Origin of the sequence: Streptomyces sp. NPDC056373 (assembly GCF_042262425.1) — a bacterium.
Lineage (GTDB): Bacteria > Actinomycetota > Actinomycetes > Streptomycetales > Streptomycetaceae > Streptomyces.
Genome location: NZ_JBHJPX010000024.1, coordinates 75,968 through 90,592 on the forward strand (window position 1 = coordinate 75,968; position 14,625 = coordinate 90,592).

General features: G+C 72.9%; 15 protein-coding genes and 1 pseudogene. 7 read left to right on the forward strand and 9 right to left on the reverse strand.

Features of this window, described 5'->3' with window-relative positions:
• Window positions 1–5: 5 nt before the first annotated feature.
• From ACFCXS_RS36420 to ACFCXS_RS36440, 5 genes and pseudogenes are all read left to right on the forward strand, one after another.
• Entirely contained in the window at window positions 6–479 is a 474-nt protein-coding gene (locus ACFCXS_RS36420) for an ArsI/CadI family heavy metal resistance metalloenzyme (protein ID WP_376647634.1), read from the forward strand.
• A gap of 395 nt (window positions 480–874) precedes the next feature.
• Entirely contained in the window at window positions 875–3,298 is a 2,424-nt protein-coding gene (locus ACFCXS_RS36425; RefSeq protein ID WP_376647635.1) for a helicase-associated domain-containing protein, read from the forward strand.
• Window positions 3,299–3,326: 28 nt separating this feature from the next.
• The gene (locus ACFCXS_RS36430; RefSeq protein WP_376647636.1) at window positions 3,327–3,452 is read left to right on the forward strand and encodes a hypothetical protein; all 126 of its coding nucleotides are present in this window, start codon (window positions 3,327–3,329) and stop codon (window positions 3,450–3,452) included.
• Window positions 3,449–3,870: pseudogene (locus ACFCXS_RS36435) on the forward strand (PIN domain nuclease). Before ACFCXS_RS36430 ends, ACFCXS_RS36435 begins: the two are co-directional and overlap by 4 nt.
• Before the next feature lie 143 nt (window positions 3,871–4,013).
• Window positions 4,014–4,226, forward strand: a complete 213-nt coding sequence (locus ACFCXS_RS36440; RefSeq protein WP_376647637.1) for a hypothetical protein — start codon at window positions 4,014–4,016, stop codon at window positions 4,224–4,226.
• Window positions 4,227–4,277: 51 nt separating this feature from the next.
• Here the strand turns inward: ACFCXS_RS36440 and gap are convergent, their stop codons facing one another.
• The 5 genes from gap to ACFCXS_RS36465 form a co-directional block, all read right to left on the reverse strand.
• Window positions 4,278–5,276 carry a type I glyceraldehyde-3-phosphate dehydrogenase gene (gene gap / locus ACFCXS_RS36445; protein WP_376647638.1) on the reverse strand — a complete coding sequence of 333 codons (999 nt, stop codon included), beginning with the start codon at window positions 5,274–5,276 and terminating at the stop codon, window positions 4,278–4,280.
• Between the two features lie 153 nt (window positions 5,277–5,429).
• Entirely contained in the window at window positions 5,430–6,386 is a 957-nt protein-coding gene (locus tag ACFCXS_RS36450; protein WP_376647639.1) for a GlxA family transcriptional regulator, read from the reverse strand.
• Window positions 6,387–6,722: 336 nt separating this feature from the next.
• Window positions 6,723–7,103: an amphi-Trp domain-containing protein gene (locus ACFCXS_RS36455; RefSeq protein ID WP_376647640.1), complete on the reverse strand. Its 381-nt coding sequence runs from the start codon at window positions 7,101–7,103 to the stop codon at window positions 6,723–6,725.
• Between the two features lie 66 nt (window positions 7,104–7,169).
• A complete protein-coding gene (locus ACFCXS_RS36460) occupies window positions 7,170–7,394 on the reverse strand; it encodes a hypothetical protein (RefSeq protein ID WP_376647641.1) in 225 nt (74 codons plus the stop codon).
• A gap of 44 nt (window positions 7,395–7,438) precedes the next feature.
• Window positions 7,439–7,672: a hypothetical protein gene (locus tag ACFCXS_RS36465; RefSeq protein WP_376647642.1), complete on the reverse strand. Its 234-nt coding sequence runs from the start codon at window positions 7,670–7,672 to the stop codon at window positions 7,439–7,441.
• A 123-nt stretch (window positions 7,673–7,795) separates the two neighbouring features.
• Here ACFCXS_RS36465 and ACFCXS_RS36470 point away from each other — a divergent pair, with 123 nt between their 5' ends.
• Window positions 7,796–8,017, forward strand: coding sequence for a hypothetical protein (locus tag ACFCXS_RS36470; protein WP_376647643.1), 222 nt, complete (start codon window positions 7,796–7,798; stop codon window positions 8,015–8,017).
• A 248-nt stretch (window positions 8,018–8,265) separates the two neighbouring features.
• On the opposite strand, the gene ACFCXS_RS36475 is transcribed toward ACFCXS_RS36470, so the two are convergent.
• Genes ACFCXS_RS36475 through ACFCXS_RS36485 form a run of 3 tightly spaced genes read right to left on the reverse strand, consistent with a single transcriptional unit; the run spans window position 8,266 to window position 11,710 of the window.
• The gene (locus tag ACFCXS_RS36475) at window positions 8,266–8,745 is read right to left on the reverse strand and encodes an MSMEG_6728 family protein (protein WP_376647644.1); all 480 of its coding nucleotides are present in this window, start codon (window positions 8,743–8,745) and stop codon (window positions 8,266–8,268) included.
• Between the two features lie 21 nt (window positions 8,746–8,766).
• The gene (locus ACFCXS_RS36480; protein WP_376647645.1) at window positions 8,767–9,216 is read right to left on the reverse strand and encodes a DUF4383 domain-containing protein; all 450 of its coding nucleotides are present in this window, start codon (window positions 9,214–9,216) and stop codon (window positions 8,767–8,769) included.
• 13 nt (window positions 9,217–9,229) lie between these two features.
• On the reverse strand, window positions 9,230–11,710 hold the full coding sequence (locus ACFCXS_RS36485) for a SpoIIE family protein phosphatase (RefSeq protein ID WP_376647646.1): 2,481 nt from the start codon (window positions 11,708–11,710) through the stop codon (window positions 9,230–9,232).
• A gap of 148 nt (window positions 11,711–11,858) precedes the next feature.
• Here ACFCXS_RS36485 and ACFCXS_RS36490 point away from each other — a divergent pair, with 148 nt between their 5' ends.
• Window positions 11,859–12,821, forward strand: a complete 963-nt coding sequence (locus ACFCXS_RS36490; protein WP_376647647.1) for a DUF72 domain-containing protein — start codon at window positions 11,859–11,861, stop codon at window positions 12,819–12,821.
• Here ACFCXS_RS36490 and ACFCXS_RS36495 read toward each other — a convergent pair.
• On the reverse strand, window positions 12,721–14,619 hold the full coding sequence (locus tag ACFCXS_RS36495) for a copper resistance protein CopC (RefSeq protein WP_376647648.1): 1,899 nt from the start codon (window positions 14,617–14,619) through the stop codon (window positions 12,721–12,723). The genes ACFCXS_RS36490 and ACFCXS_RS36495 overlap by 101 nt on opposite strands.
• Between the last annotated feature and the right edge of the window lie 6 nt (window positions 14,620–14,625).

The following is a 14,625-nucleotide window of genomic DNA, read 5'->3' on the forward strand; positions in this document are numbered from 1 at the left end:
CTACCATGTCTCGCGCTCAGCTCGCCCTCCGTGTCAGCGACCTCGAAGCGTCGATCACCTTCTACTCGAAGCTGTTCGGCACCGAACCGGCCAAGCGTCGCGAGGGCTACGCCAACTTCGCCATCACCGAGCCCCCGCTCAAGCTCGTCCTGATCGAGGGGCAGCCAGGCGAGGAAACACGCCTGGACCACCTCGGCGTCGAGGTCGAGTCCACCGACCGGGTCAACGCCGCCACCACCCGGCTCAAGGACGCCGGCCTCGCCACCTTCGAGGAGAACGACACCTCCTGCTGCTACGCCCTCCAGGACAAGGTGTGGGTCCACGGCCCCGGCAAGGAACCCTGGGAGGTCTACGTCGTGAAGGCCGACGCCGACGACCTCGGCAAGAGCGCCGACCCCAACGCCACCGGGGACGCCTGCTGCACCAGCCAGGCGACCGAGGAGACCCCGGCGGGGGCTGGATGCGCATGCGGCCAGTGATTGGAACGGCCTGATCGGCCGAGTGCCGGTCCGTCTCAGTTTCCGTCTCAGTCAGCGACGGTCGCCACCGTTCATGCACGTCCATCCATCGAGGCACGCAGGATGCGCGGACCGCCATGAACGCAGGTGAACGCCCTGGCGCGAGGCGCTCCGTCGTGCACTGATTGCAGTTTTGGTTGCATTCAGGTCCTCCCATTGTGGATATTTCGGCAAGCGGGCGGCCGGATCTTCTCCCGGCGTCGGCCCGCCTCGTCGGGCTGGGCCCGGCGGGGAGGTGCCGTGGGCTCTGTCTTCGTACGGCATCCGCGGATCATGGAACTGCGCCATCCTTGCCCTTGGCCCCGAAGCGGCTTCGGCCTGCCTGTGACGTTTCCTGTCTGTCGAGGTGCATCCATATGAAGTCCCGATCGACGCTTGCGACCTGGCTGGGCGGACTCGACCGTTCCCGCCTGGCACGCGTACTCGCCAAGCGGAAGGACGCGGTCTCCTCTCCGGAACCACGCTCGGTGGGGGAACTGGCGGACCGTCTCCAACGTCCGGGGGCCGTGGCACTCGTCCTGCCACGGCTCACGCTGCCGTGCTTGCAGGCCGCCGAGGCGCTGGCAGCCCTGGGAACACGAGCGACCCGCGACAGCCTCGCGGAGTTGCTCGACTCGACATCCCCTGCGGCGGTGCACGCGCTGGACGCGACCTTGGAGGCACTGTCGGATCAGGCGCTCGTATGGCACGACGGCAACGAGGCACTCCGTATGTCTGCGCCCTTGCGGCAGGCGTGGAGCAAGCCCCTGGGACTTGACGCCCCGCTGGAGGAGCTGCTGGCCGGCACCACCTCTGAGGAACTGCGCGGCATGCTGGCGGTCCTGGGTATCAGGCCACCCGGCACCAAGCAGCAGCGAATCGCGGCTCTGATGGAGCATCACAGTGACGCGGAGCGGGTCGCCGCGCTGGTGGCGGGGGCACCGGCGGCGACACGGAAGTTGCTTGAGCAGAGCGCCAGGTCCACGCCGCGTCAGTCACTGTTCGTCGGGTTCGGGACTCCTGACCGCGACCTCCCACCAGGCGGCCGATGGGCACTCGACCGCGGGCTTCTGCTCCAGGACCGTGACCGGTACGGGCCCGTCCGGATGCCGGTCGAGGTGGCCCTGGCTCTGCGGGGACCCGATTGGCACGCTCCGTTCGAGCCTCTGCCGCCCGTCCCACAGTTGGTGCCGATCACCTCGGCGGAGGTGGAGCGGGAGGCCTCGGTGGCCGCCACCGCGTTCGCGGCCCAGGCAGCCTCCGTCCTTTCGGCGTGCGCGACCGCCCCACCGGCCCGGCTGAAGTCGGGCGGGATCGGCGCGCGTGAACTGGCCCGGCTCGGCAAGGCCGCCCAAGCGGACGACGCCGTCGTACGCATCACCCTGGAGACCGCGTACGCCGCCGGACTGCTGGCCCGCGACGGCGATCGCGTACCTCCCACCGAGGCGTACGACGCCTGGGCCGAGCAGGAGCCCGCAGAACAACTCGCCGTACTGCTCCGGGCATGGCGGGACCTGCCGCTCACCCCCACCCGGGCGCGCGACGAAGACGACAAGGCGCTTCCCGCGCTCACCGGTGCGCCTGGCTGCGGCGGCTGTCTGCAAGCCCGCCACGGGCTGCTCACCGCGGCGGCGGGGCTCCCGGCAGGACAGGGTGTGAAGGTCACTTCGGAGCTGGGGCCGCTCGTGGCCTGGCACCGTCCGCTGTCCGACGATGCCTCGCCCGAGGGCACGGCACCGTTCAGCACCGTGATCCGCGAAGGCGAACTGCTGGGCGTGCTGGCACGGGGTGTGCTCTCCCCACTCGGTGCCCACCTGGCGGCCCACACCGACGAAGGGCTCGAGATCACGGCCCGGCGGCTGCTGCCGCCCGCGACCACGACGGCCCGGATCGGCGCCGACCTCACCGCCGTCGTCACCGGCACCCCGTCCGCGCGGCTCTCGGCGCTGCTTGATTCGACGGCCGACCGGGAGAGCAGTGGCACGGCGTCAGTATGGCGCTTCAGTGCCGGCAGTATCCGCCGGGCCCTGGACGCCGGCCGCACCCCGGACGACATCGCAGCCGACCTGGCCGGTAGCTCCGCCACGGCCCTGCCACAGCCGCTGACCTATCTCATCGCCGACACCGCGCGAGGTCATGGACGGGTGCGCATCGCCCCCGCGGCCTGTGTCATCCACGGCGACGAACCCGCGCTCCTGGCCGAACTCGCCGCCCACCGCGAACTGTCCAAGCTCGCCCTGCGGCAACTCGCCCCCACGGTCCTGGTCAGCGGCAGCCCGCCGGCGACGACTCTCGCCACGCTCCGTGCCGCGGGCTACGCCCCGGTTGGCGAGACCGCCGGGGGAACGGTACGCATCGAGAAGCGCCTGCCGCAGAGGGCCGCCGCCGTCCCGCCACCGCGAGAGAACGTCGGGCGGCGCGGCCCCCGGACCACCGCGACCCGCGCCTCGGACCCCACCGACACCGGGATGGACGCCCTGGCCGACCTCCTGCTCAAGGCCCCGCCGAGTGCACCGGAACCCGACCCGTTCGGCAGCGGAGTGCCTTTCGCGACAGACACCGAGGAGATCGTCGCCGGATACGCGAAGCACCTGTCATACAGCGACGTCCGCCAGCTTGCCCATGCCATCGACACCGGTGCGGCCGTCACTGTCGAGTACACCGCCACCTCGGGCAACCGGACCGTACGGACCCTCAGCGACCTGGAACTCGACCCGCCCTACCTCGACGCGTGGTGCCACCTGCGCGAAGCGGAACGCGTCTTCACTCTCTCCCGCATCCATGGCGTGATGCCCGCGTAGAACTCGGCGGCCAGGCCGGGTGCCTGGGGTGCCACCCCGCGAGGTGCTGGAGAGTCGGCGCCGCGCCCTGGCGCTCGCCCGACTGCGGACCGCAGCCGGGGACGGCGCATTCGATCTGGAGCTGTTCGAGAGCAAGGGGAACTACCGCCGGTGAACGCGGCCCAGTTCCTGATCGACACCAGCGCGCTCGCTCGGTTCATGCGAGAGGACGCGGAGCAGTACGGCTGGGACCAGGCGGCAGCCGCCGGGCTCATCGCCACCTGCCCGATCACGAGCTTGAGTTCTTCTACAGCGCCCGGTCGGCCGCCGACAGGGCGCGCGGCATCGAGGACACGCGGCTGATCTTCGGTTGGGTTCCCGTCGACGACCGCGCCTACGACCGCGCCTGGCAGGTCCAGGCAGCTCTCACGAAACAGGGAAAGCACCGCAGTGCGGGTGCGGTTGATCTCGTCGTCGCCGCGACGGCCGAGTTGCAAGGGCTCACCCTCCTGCACCGCGACCACGACTTCGCCCGCATCGCGGCAGGGACCGGCCAGGCTCTTCAGTGGTACGGCCCGGAGAGCGGCAAATAGCCGGGGCGGTGGTTGCGGTTCTGGTTGCATGTGCCTCACCGGGCACGATGTCGAAGGGCCCCACCGTTCGCGGTGGGGCCCTTCGACGTTGCCTGCGTCTCCGTGTCCGCCACGGCTCTGCGCGGCACAGGATCCGTTCCGGGATGACCCGACGACCACACCAAGCAGTTCCGCATGCGGGGCGGCACGCGGGCGACTCGGGGCGGCGCCGACGGCCGGCCGCTGGCGTCGACGGCGATCCCCTCGACGTGACCTTCACCTTCCTCGACGTCAACCAGCCGGTGACCGTCCAGGCACCGCCCTCCGAGGGCACCGCCGACCTCGCCGCCGCGGCGGACGAGGTCCAGGCAGGCTGAACGAGCGGGATCAGCGGCAGACCACCGCCTGCCGCCGTCGCCTCGGTCGGCTCAGCTGCCGGCGAGGAGTTCCAGCGTGTCGATCACGCGGTTCGAGAAGCCCCACTCGTTGTCGTACCAGGCGACCACCTTGACGTGGCGGCCGTCGACGCGGGTGAGGGCCGAGTCGAAGATCGACGAGGCCGGGTTGCCGGTGATGTCGGACGACACGAGCGGGTCCTCCGAGTACTCGAGGACTCCGGCGAGCGGGCCCTCCGCCGCCGTGCGGTACGCCGCCAGCACGTCCTCGCGCGTCACGTCGCGGGCGACGGTCGTGTTGAGTTCGACGATCGAGCCCACCGGCACCGGCACGCGGATCGAGTCGCCCGACAGCTTGCCGTCGAGGTTCGGCAGCACCAGACCGATCGCCTTGGCGGCACCGGTCGTGGTCGGCACGATGTTGACGCCGGCGGCGCGGGCGCGGCGGGCGTCGCGGTGCGGGCCGTCCTGCAGGTTCTGCTCCTGCGTGTAGGCGTGCACCGTCGTCATGAAGCCGTGCTCGATGCCCGCGAGGTCGTCGAGCACCTTGGCCAGCGGGGCGAGCGCGTTGGTCGTGCAGGAGGCGTTCGAGACGATCGTGTGCACGGCGGGGTCGTAGGCGTCGGTGTTGACCCCGAACGCGAGGGTGACGTCGGCGCCGTCCGCAGGCGCGCTGACGAGTACCTTCTTCGCGCCGGCGTCGAGGTGGGCACCGGCGGCCTTGGCCGAGGTGAAGCGGCCGGTGGCCTCCAGGACGATGTCGACACCGAGTTCGGCCCACGGCAGCTGCGCGGGGTCGCGCTCGGCCGTCACCCTGATGCGGCGGCCGTCGACGACGAGGGTGTCCCCGTCGACGGTGACCGGGCGCCCGAGCCGGCCGGACGTCGAGTCGTAGGCGAGCAGCCGGGCGAGGGTGGCGGGCTCCGTGAGGTCGTTGACGGCGACGACTTCGAGGTCGCTGCCGCGTTCGAGCAGGGCGCGCAGCACATTGCGTCCGATGCGGCCGAATCCGTTGATCGCGATGCGCGTCATGAGTGGTGTCCCTTCGATCTCTCCGGTTCGCCACCAGCGTCGCGCCGGGCGTCCGCGGGTGACAGCGGCGGGATCGCCAGGGTTCGAAAGGATCGCGCCAGCACGCGCCTCCCGTGTCTCGTGGCACGCATCGACCCGCGCAGGCGAGAGGGGCTACTCGCCGCGGGCGAAGGTGTGCCGATACTCGCTCGGTGTGGTGCCGAGAATGCGCTGGAAGTGCAGCCGCAGGTTCGCGCCGGTGCCCAGACCGACGTCGGCGGCGATCTGCTCGACGCTGCGCTCCGAACGTTCCAGGAGCTCACGGGCCACGTCGATGCGGGCGCGCATGACCCACTGCATCGGCGTGTACCCCGTGTCCTCGACGAAGCGCCGCGACAACGTACGCGCCGAGACCCCCGCGTGCCGCGCGAGCCCCTCGAGGGTGAGGGGCTCGCCCAGCCGGTGCAGCGCCCACTCCCGGGTGGCGGCGAATCGCTCCCCGAGCGGCTCGGGCACGCTGCGCGGCACGTACTGCGCCTGGCCGCCGCTGCGGTAGGGGGCGGCGACCAAACGGCGGGCCGCGTGGTTCGACGCGGCGACTCCGAGGTCGCCACGCAGGATGTGCAGGCACAGGTCGATGCCGGAGGCGGCGCCCGCCGACGTCAGCACGCTGCCCTCGTCGACGAACAGGACGTTCTCGTCGACGCGGACTCGCGGGTGCTTCGCCGCGAGTGCCCGCGTGTAGTGCCAGTGCGTCGTGGCGCGTCTGCCGTCGAGCAGGCCGGTCGCGGCGAGCGCGAAGGCGCCCGTGGAGATGGCGGCGAGCCGCGTCCCCCGGGCGTGGGCCCCGATCAACGCGTCGACGACGGCCTGCGGCGGGTCGTCGCGGTCCGGGAACCGGTAGCCGGGGATGAAGACGATGTCGGCCCAGGCGAGCGCGTCCAGGCCGTGGGCGACGTAGTACGACAGGCCGTCACCGCCGGTCACCAGGCCGGGCGCCGACCCGCACACGCGCACCTCGTACGGCATGCTCGCGCGGGTCGTGAACACCTGCGCGGGGATGCCGACGTCGAGCGGCTTCGCACCCGGGAGCACGAGGACGGCGACGCGGTGCAGGCGGGAGGACGGCACCGGGTAAGGGTACGAGGAGCGGGGCGGGGTCCGAGCCGGGCAAGGGAGCCCCGAGCGGGCAGCCGAGCTGTCGACCGGGGCCCGGGGCCGGGGCCCGGGGGCCCTGGGCAGGGACCGGGGCCGGGGCCGGGGCCCGGGGGCCCTGGGCAGGGACCGGGGCCGGGGCCCGGGGGCCCTGGGCCGGGGCCGAGCCTGGGGCCGAGGCCCGAGCCCAGCCTGAGCCCGACGGCCTGGGCCGGGGGCCAGGGCCCAGCACGGGACCCAGCCCGGGGCCGGGGCCGGAAGCGAGCCCTCAGTCACCCGCCGAGACCCGAGCCGGGGGTGCCCCGTCGCTGCTCAGGCCGATTTTGTGGCGGCCCGCTTCGTACTCCTGGTCTTGCCGGTGCCGGTGCCTGTGCCGGTGCGGCCCGTGGCGTTTCGGCCCGTGGTGGCGGACGCCGTCTTCCGCCTGGGCTTCTCCGCAGGTGCGTCCGTGTCCGATCGCGTAGCCCGTTTCCGTGCCGTCGACCACTTCAGCTCGATCTCCAGCTCGATCTCCCCGTCACCGATCTCCAGCTCGCTGCGGAGGTCGTCGGGGATCCGCAGGCCCAGCGTGCCGGGGCCGAGTTCCAGCTCGGCGTCCCCGCCTACCCGCAGCGCGTCCGCGAGTGCCGTGAGCTGGTCGGCGGCCTCCTGGCGTGACAGGGAGCGCTTCTGCTCGAACTTGAGGTCCTTCATGGGGCCCTCCGATATGGCGGAAAAGAGTGGATACCACCATCTTGGCGTGTTGTGCGGGCTCGCGCGTCAGCCGCCCGTCTCCGGCCCCCAGTGCTCGGGCCCCACCCCACGCCAGTCGATCCACGACACCTCCGACACGTCGGCCGGGTCGATCTCAAGACCCGCGCGGCGGAGGAACTCCGCGACGTCGGTCACGTTGTGGGCGAGGCCGAGGATCTCGCCGTCCACACGCACGCGGCGGCCGCCCGAGGGCGACGGCGGGTGCACGATCACGCGAATCGGTCCGGACATGCCTTCAGGATCATCCGGGACGTACGGTCCCGCAGGCCGGGGCGTCACCGGGGGAGCCGCTCACGCACGTCCCCCGCCGCCCTTCCCAGCTCCCGCAGCTCCCACCACGCCGCCGGGCTCGGCCGTCGCCGCTGCCAGAAGGGGTGGAAGTACGTCTGTGCCGACAGCCGGTACAGGCGTCGGCGCAGTTCGGTGCGGCCGGGCCGATCGGCGAGCTGCCGGTAGGTGGCACTCCACTCCCGTTGCGCCCGGACGAGGTCGTCGGGAAACGTTCGCATGGCCGAATTCAAGCATGTGTTCGATTTTTGAGGCCAGCGGAACGCCTCGCTCACATCTCGGTTCGGGCACCGGACGGGGACAGCCGCAGCGCGAGCGGCCCGCTTGGGCGCATACTGAGGCCAATGACAAAGCCTGCTGCTCCCAAGCGTCATTTGCCTACCAGCCCCTTCAAGGCTCCGGTCGCCCCCGCTCCCAAGCACTTCGCCGTGGGTGACCAGGTCACGCACGACATGTACGGGCTCGGCCGGGTCATCGGCATCGAGGACGGGATCGCCGCGCTCGTGGACTTCGGTTCGGCGCAGATGCGGATCCCGAGCCCGTACGCCAAGATGACCAAGCTGTAGGACCTCCGTGCCCGGTCTGGGCACGCCTGGCCCTGACCTGGGCCAGTACTGGAAAAGAGACCTCTCATCGAACCGACTTCGCTGTTCTCCGCCGTGGAAGGGCAACCCAGCCGTTCCGGCGCGGCGTCGCCACCCCCGGCGACCAACCCGTTCCAGGCCCCGGACTTCGGGGAGGACGAGACCTTCCCGCTCGAGGAGGCGCCGGAGCACCCCGTCGCGACCAGGCGTCCGGCACGCCGCAGGGCGGCTTAGAACCGGCCCGGCGCCCCTCGGTCCGACGTCGGCCAGACGTAGGGCAGGTCGTCGGGGACGCCCGGGAAGAGGGCCGTGTAGGTCTCGGGGTCCTTGCGGACCAGGGCCGAGCGGTGGCTCTCGTGGAAGGGGGCGTCGCCGAGCCAGGGCGGCAGTTCGCCCTCGGCGGCCAGTTGGTGCTGGTCGCGGATCGGGGCGTGCGGCCGGGTCGCCGCGAGGTCGGCCACGAGTGTCGCCGCGCAGGTGTCCTGGTGGCCCTGTTCGCGCCAGACGCGGCAGACCTCCAGGCCGTAGCGCACCAGCGCCTCCTCGTAGCCGAGCCACATCTTCACGGCCGGGTGGCGGCGCCATCCGTAGCCGGGGACGACCAGGCCGCGCAGCACCTGCAACGCCTCGACGCGTTGTTTGCCGAGCCGGCGGCGGTCGAGGGACAGGGCCGTGGCGCGGAAGTCGGGGTGGGGCAGGAAGGTCTGCATGACGTCCTTCGTGGTCCTTCCCTACGCGTCGGTGCGCGTGCCGCGCCTGCCGACTACCAGGGCCAGGCCGGTCATGGCGATGCCCAGGACGAAGTGGAGCCAGTCGTCCGCGGAGTTCAGCGGCACGAAGTCGGCATCGCTGTCATGGCCGACGGACAGGCCGTACACCCACAGCACCAGATAGACGGCACCGCCCACCAGCAGGTACGAGTACGCCCCGGCGGCCGTCCCGGCGAGCATCAGTGCGGCGAGACCGTAGGCCAGGTGCACGAGGTTGTGCAGGATCGAGACCTGGAACAGGCCGAGCAGTTCGGCACCCGACTCGTGGGAGGCGAACTCCAGCGAGCCGTAGTCGGTGGTGATGCCGGGGATGAAGCCCAGCACACCGACCACGAGGAAGACCACGCCGGTCACCGGGGCGGCCTGCTGCACGGGGGCGCGGGCGGCCGGGCGGGACGCGGGTGGGGTCATGGCCGGTGGCTCCTCACGCGGGGGTCAGGGTCTGTTCCGCCCAGATGGTCTTGCCCGTGGCGCTCTGCCGGGTGCCCCAGCGCTCGGTCAGCTGGGCGACGAGGAGCAGACCGCGGCCGCCCTCGTCGTAGGTGCGGGCCCGACGCAGGTGGGGCGCGGTGTTGCCGCCGTCGGAGACCTCGCAGATCAGGCTCGTGTCGTGGATCAGGCGCAGCTGGACCGGTGGCTCGGCGTGCCGGATGGCGTTGGTGACCAGTTCGCTGACGACCAGCTCCGTGACGAACACGGCGTCGGTCAGCCCCCACCGTTCCATCTGCGCCACCACGTCCTTGCGGGTCTGCGCGACCGCGGACGGGTCGGCCGGCACCGACCAGGTGGCGACCTGCCCCGCGTCGAGCGCGCGGGTACGGGCGATGAGCAGGGCCACGTCGTCGGCCGGCCGCGGCGGCAGCAGGTCGTCGAGGACCGTGTCGCACAGGGCGTCCAGCGAGTCGGCCGGACGGCCCAGGGCCTCCCGCAACCGGCCGACGCCGGTGTCGAGGTCGCGGTCGGGGGTCTCGACGAGGCCGTTGGTGTAGAGGGCGAGCAGGCTGCCCTCGGGGACGACGACCTCCGTGGACTCGTACGGCAGGCCGCCCACGCCGAGCGGGGGCGCGGTCGGGAGCCCGACGAGTTCGACGCGGCCCTCGGGGCTCACCACGGCGGGCACGGGATGCCCGGCCCCGGCGAAGCAGCAGTGCCGGGTCACGGGGTCGTAGACGGCGTACAGGCAGGTGGCCCCCAGATCGCCGGCGGGCTGGGCCGAGCCCGTCGCGTGCCCCTGGGCGTCGCTCTCCTCCTCCCTGTTCAGCCGGGCGACCAGGTCGTCGAGGTGGGTCAGCAGCTCGTCGCAGGGCAGGTCGATGTCGGCCAGCGTGCGGACCGCCGTACGCAGCCGTCCCATGGTCGCCGACGCGACCAGCCCGTGGCCGACCACGTCTCCGACGACCAGCGCGACCCGCGCCCCCGAGAGCGGGATGACGTCGAACCAGTCCCCGCCGAGACCGGCGTGCCCGCCCGCCGGGAGGTACCGGGAGGCGACCTCGACGGCGGCCTGCCGGGGCAGCCGCCGGGGCAGCAGGCTGCGCTGGAGCGTGACGGCGGTGGCCCGCTCGCGGGTGTAGCGGCGGGCGTTGTCGATGCTGACCGCGGCCCGGGCCACCAGTTCCCCGGCCAGGACCAGATCGTCGTGCCGGAAGGGTTCCTGGTTGCGGTACCGGACGAAGAAGGCGACGCCCAGGGTGGTGCCCCGGGCTGCCAGAGGCACGGCCATCACCGAGTGGATGCCGAAGGCACGGACCCGGGCCGCACGCACCGGATCGCGGTCGAGCCAGGCGGTGAACGCCGGGTCGGTGGCCTCGTGCAGGGCGGGCCGTCCGGTGCGCAGGGTCTCGAAGGGCATCGAGCCCGCCGGGTAGGCGTCCACGGTCCCGGCCGCCACGGCCGACTCCGGGGCGCCCGGGGTCACCGACCGCAGGGCGGCCCGGCGCAGCAGCAGCGGCCCGTCCGCCGGAACGGCCCGCGCGGGCGGCTCGGACACGTCGTCCAGCGCCGCCAGCAGATCGACACTGGCGAAGTCGGCCAGGGCCGGGACGGTCACGTCCGCCAGTTCCTGGGCCGTGCGGGTCACGTCGAGCGTGCTGCCGATGCGGCGGCCGGCCTCGGCGATCAGCTGGAGGCGCTTGCGGGCCCAGAACTGCTCCGTCATGTCGTGCGCCGCCAGGCAGACGCCCCGGACGGTGCCCTCGTGGTCGCGCAGCGCGGACAGCACGACCGACCAGGCGTGCTCATGGCCTTCGCCGGGGGCGCGCAGGTAGTTCTCCTCGTACTCCGGCTCGCCGGTCCGCAGCACCCGGGCCATGTCGTGTTCCGCCCGCCGGCCGGCGTCGCCGTCGGAGATCTCGGACACGCGCAGGCCCCGCATCTCCTCCTCGGTGAGCGCGGTGGCGCGTTCCATGTCGGCGTTGGCGCGGAGCAGCCGCAGCCGGGTGTCGTAGATCGCCAGGGCGCAGCACGGGGACTGGGCGAAGCTCCAGCTCACGAGGGACTCGTCGAGACCGGCCGGTGGCTGCCGGTCGGTGAGGGCGGAGAGGACGAGCCAGGCCGGGCCGTCGTCGCCCGGTGGTCTGTGGTGGGCGAGGATCCGGACCGTCAGCGTCCGGCCGTCCCGGTGCCGGAGCGCGACGTCACCGTTCCAGCGGGGCAGGTCGGCGAGTGTGGGCAGGCCGCCGCGCACCGGGATCGGCTCGGCCAGCAGATCCGCGGCGCGGCGGCCGGTGACCTGCCCGGCCGGGTAGCCGAGGAGCCGCTCGGCGCCCGCGTTCCAGCCGGTCACGATGCCGTGTTCGTCGAGGGTGACACGGGCCGTGAGGGAGGCGCCGACGAGGGCTTCGAGGTCTTCCGGTTCAGCTCCGTACGACCGGGTGGCCCGGCCGGCGGTGACGGGCTGTTCCATGATCGGTCATCTCACTCTCGGGGGATTCAGCCGTAACCCCGGATTTGCACAGATATCACCTGCTTACCCCGATAGAGGCGGGTATCACCGTGTCGTCCCCGTCGAGAAGGCGAGCCTGCCGCCGCCCGGCCCGGGTAACCGCTCCCCCATGGGTCAGATCCGCGTGGGCACGTGTTCCTGGACCGACCGGGCGCTGGTCGGCAGCGGCTGGTACCCCCCGGGGCGGCGGGACGCCGAGGGCCGGTTACGGCACTACGCCGAGCGGTTCGAGGTCGTCGAGGTCGACGCCTCGTACTACGCGCTGCCGGGCGAGCGGAACAGCCGGTTGTGGGCCGAGCGGACACCGGACGGTTTCGTCTTCGACGTGAAGGCGTTCTCGCTGCTCACCGGGCATCCGACCCGGCAGGCGGTGATGCCCGGGGGGCTGCCCGCGGAGCACCGGGACCCGGCGGTGCTCGACGCGGTGTGGGCCCGGTTCGCGGCCGGGATCGAGCCGCTGCGGGAGGCCGGGCGGCTCGGGAGCGTGCTGTTCCAGTTCCCGCCCTGGTTCCGGCCCGGGCAGCGGGCGGAGGCGTTCCTGCGGGACTGCGCGGAGCGGACCGCCGGCTGGCCCGTCGCCGTCGAGTTCCGGCATCCCTCCTGGTGGGAGCCGGAGCGGGCCGAGGCGACGGCAGGGCTGCTCGCCGGGCACGGCATGGCCGCGGTCGCCGTCGACATGACGCAGACGCTCGCGTCGTCCGTCCCGCCCGTCACTCCGGTGACCTCGCCCAGGCTCTCCGTCGTCCGCTTCCACGGCCGCAGCACCGCCTGGGGAACCGGCAGCAAGGAGGACCGGTTCCGGTACGCCTACGACGAGGACGAACTCGCCGAGTGGCTGCCCCGCGTGCGGCGGCTGGCCGAGCGGACCGAGCAGGTCCACGTCCTGTTCAACAACTGCTGCGGCGACACCGCCGTGCGCGACGCCGAGACGATGACACGGCTCCTCGAACGGGACCCCGCGGCGGTGCTGCCTAGGGCGCGATCCGCACCCGGCGCTCCACCGTCACCTGGTCGACGTCCGACACCCGCACGGTCGTCTTCATCGTCCAGTTCCCGGCGAGCGGCAGGTTGACGGAGTTGGTGCTCCAGTACCCGCCCTGGTCGGTGAGTTCGGCGTCGATGGGGCCGACCTTCCGGGAGGGCAGGGTGAAGGTGATGCGGATCTCGGGCAGGACGACCAGGCCCTTGTCGGAGCCGGCGGCCACGGCCTGGATGCCGTTCTCGCCGACGCGGGCCGGGTCCAGGGTGACCTGCACGGTGCCGCGTCCGTTCACGGATTCCGTGCCCGTGTCGTAAGGCACTGTGATCAGAGTGGTGGGCGGCAGCGCGCCCGCCGGGGCCTGCCGGGCCGCCTCGGCCTGCGCACGGGCCGGAAGGGTGCCCGTGAGCACGGTCGTGATCATCAGCACCACCGCGGCGACGGCGACCTCCACGAGGACGGAGCGGCGCAGGCGGCGCCGGACGTCCGGGTCGGCCCGGGACGCGGGAGGCTCCTGGGCCGCCTGGTCCGGCGTCCCGGGTCCCTCGGGGCCGTCGTGTTCCTCACGGCCGTCGTGTTCCTCACGGCCGTCGTGCTCCTCGGGGCCGTCGTGTTCCTCGGGGCCGTCGGGTCCCCCGGGGCCGTCGGGGCCCGCCGGTGCCCCGACCGGCTGCGGGACCCGTGTGTGGACCGCGGCCGTCCGGGTGACGGCCGCGGGGGCCGCGATCCGCGCCGTCCAGCGCCTCGAGTACCTCGCCACCAGCAACAGCACGGCCACCCCCGCCAGTTTGGCGAGCAGCAGACGGCCGTACGACGTGCCGGTCAGCGCGGAGAGGGAGCCGAGGCCGCGCCAGGACTGGTAGACGCCCGTGACGGCCAGGACGGTCACCGAGGCGAAGGCGATCCGCGAGAAGCGGGGCACGACCTCCGTCATGTCGTCCGCCCCACCGTCGCCGGACGAGCGGCGCAGGGTCAGCAGCAGTGCCACGAGGCCGCCGAGCCAGACACCGGTCGCCAGCAGGTGCAGCACGGACGACGTCATCGCCAGGGGCACCTGGATCCCGGCGGAGGCGTGCTCGGCCGCCGCCCAGGTGAGGGCCAGGGCGGCGGCCAGGACGGTGCCGATCGCCAGGGCGAGGGGCCGCTCCTTCGGGTCACGGCGCCTGGACAGCCACAGCAGGAAGGCCGCGGTCAGCAGGAGGAGGACCAGCCGGGCGACCAGGGCCAGGCCCGGGCGGCCGGTCAGGGTGCGGCCGAGGGCGGAGGCGTCGAACGCGGCGGCCGGGCCGGTGCCCGCCTCGTACGGGGCGCGCAGCAGGAGCAGGACGAGCGTCGAACCCAGCAGCGTCCACCAGGCCGCCACCAGCGGCCGGCGCAGGGCGGCGGTGTCCGCCGGCCGGCAGAGCAGGACGAACGCGGCCAGGCCGACGAGCAGCGCGGCCGCGAGGTAGGCGAGGTAGCGGGCGGCGTCGTTGAGGCCGCCGGTGAGCGGATCCTCGGTCGAGCCCGTGTCGACCTGGACCGTCGTCGCCGAACGCTTCCCCACGGAGAAGGAGAAGGCGCCGGAGACGGGGTGGCTGTCGGCGGAGACGACCCGCCAGGCCACCGTGTACGTGCCCTGGGCGAGCTTGCCGGGCAGGCCGACCCGGGCCGTGTCGGAGCGGCCGTCCGCGTGGGTGGCCTCACCGGTGTGGACCCGGCGCTGGTCGGGGCCGAAGACCCGGAAGGAGTCGTCGAGCAGCCCCACGGACTCGGTGAAGGTCAGGGTGACGTGACGGGGTGCCTGCCGGACGAGGGACCCGTCGTCGGGGTCGGTGCCGCGGAGGGCGGCGTGGGCGGAGGCGGGGCCTGCTCCGGCGAGGAGCAGTGCCAGCACGGCGCCGAGCAGCACCAGGGC

Excerpts from the sequence above, each read along its gene's own strand:
- ACFCXS_RS36420 (WP_376647634.1), top strand. The coding sequence starts at position 6 with ATGTCTCGCGCTCAGCTCGCCCTCCGTGTCAGCGACCTCGAAGCGTCG.
- ACFCXS_RS36425 (WP_376647635.1), top strand. The coding sequence starts at position 875 with ATGAAGTCCCGATCGACGCTTGCGACCTGGCTGGGCGGACTCGACCGT.
- ACFCXS_RS36440 (WP_376647637.1), top strand. The coding sequence starts at position 4,014 with ATGACCCGACGACCACACCAAGCAGTTCCGCATGCGGGGCGGCACGCG.
- gap (WP_376647638.1), bottom strand. The coding sequence starts at position 5,276 with ATGACGCGCATCGCGATCAACGGATTCGGCCGCATCGGACGCAATGTG.
- ACFCXS_RS36455 (WP_376647640.1), bottom strand. The coding sequence starts at position 7,103 with ATGAAGGACCTCAAGTTCGAGCAGAAGCGCTCCCTGTCACGCCAGGAG.
- ACFCXS_RS36460 (WP_376647641.1), bottom strand. The coding sequence starts at position 7,394 with ATGTCCGGACCGATTCGCGTGATCGTGCACCCGCCGTCGCCCTCGGGC.
- ACFCXS_RS36465 (WP_376647642.1), bottom strand. The coding sequence starts at position 7,672 with ATGCGAACGTTTCCCGACGACCTCGTCCGGGCGCAACGGGAGTGGAGT.
- ACFCXS_RS36470 (WP_376647643.1), top strand. The coding sequence starts at position 7,796 with ATGACAAAGCCTGCTGCTCCCAAGCGTCATTTGCCTACCAGCCCCTTC.
- ACFCXS_RS36475 (WP_376647644.1), bottom strand. The coding sequence starts at position 8,745 with ATGCAGACCTTCCTGCCCCACCCCGACTTCCGCGCCACGGCCCTGTCC.
- ACFCXS_RS36480 (WP_376647645.1), bottom strand. The coding sequence starts at position 9,216 with ATGACCCCACCCGCGTCCCGCCCGGCCGCCCGCGCCCCCGTGCAGCAG.
- ACFCXS_RS36485 (WP_376647646.1), bottom strand. The coding sequence starts at position 11,710 with ATGGAACAGCCCGTCACCGCCGGCCGGGCCACCCGGTCGTACGGAGCT.
- ACFCXS_RS36490 (WP_376647647.1), top strand. The coding sequence starts at position 11,859 with ATGGGTCAGATCCGCGTGGGCACGTGTTCCTGGACCGACCGGGCGCTG.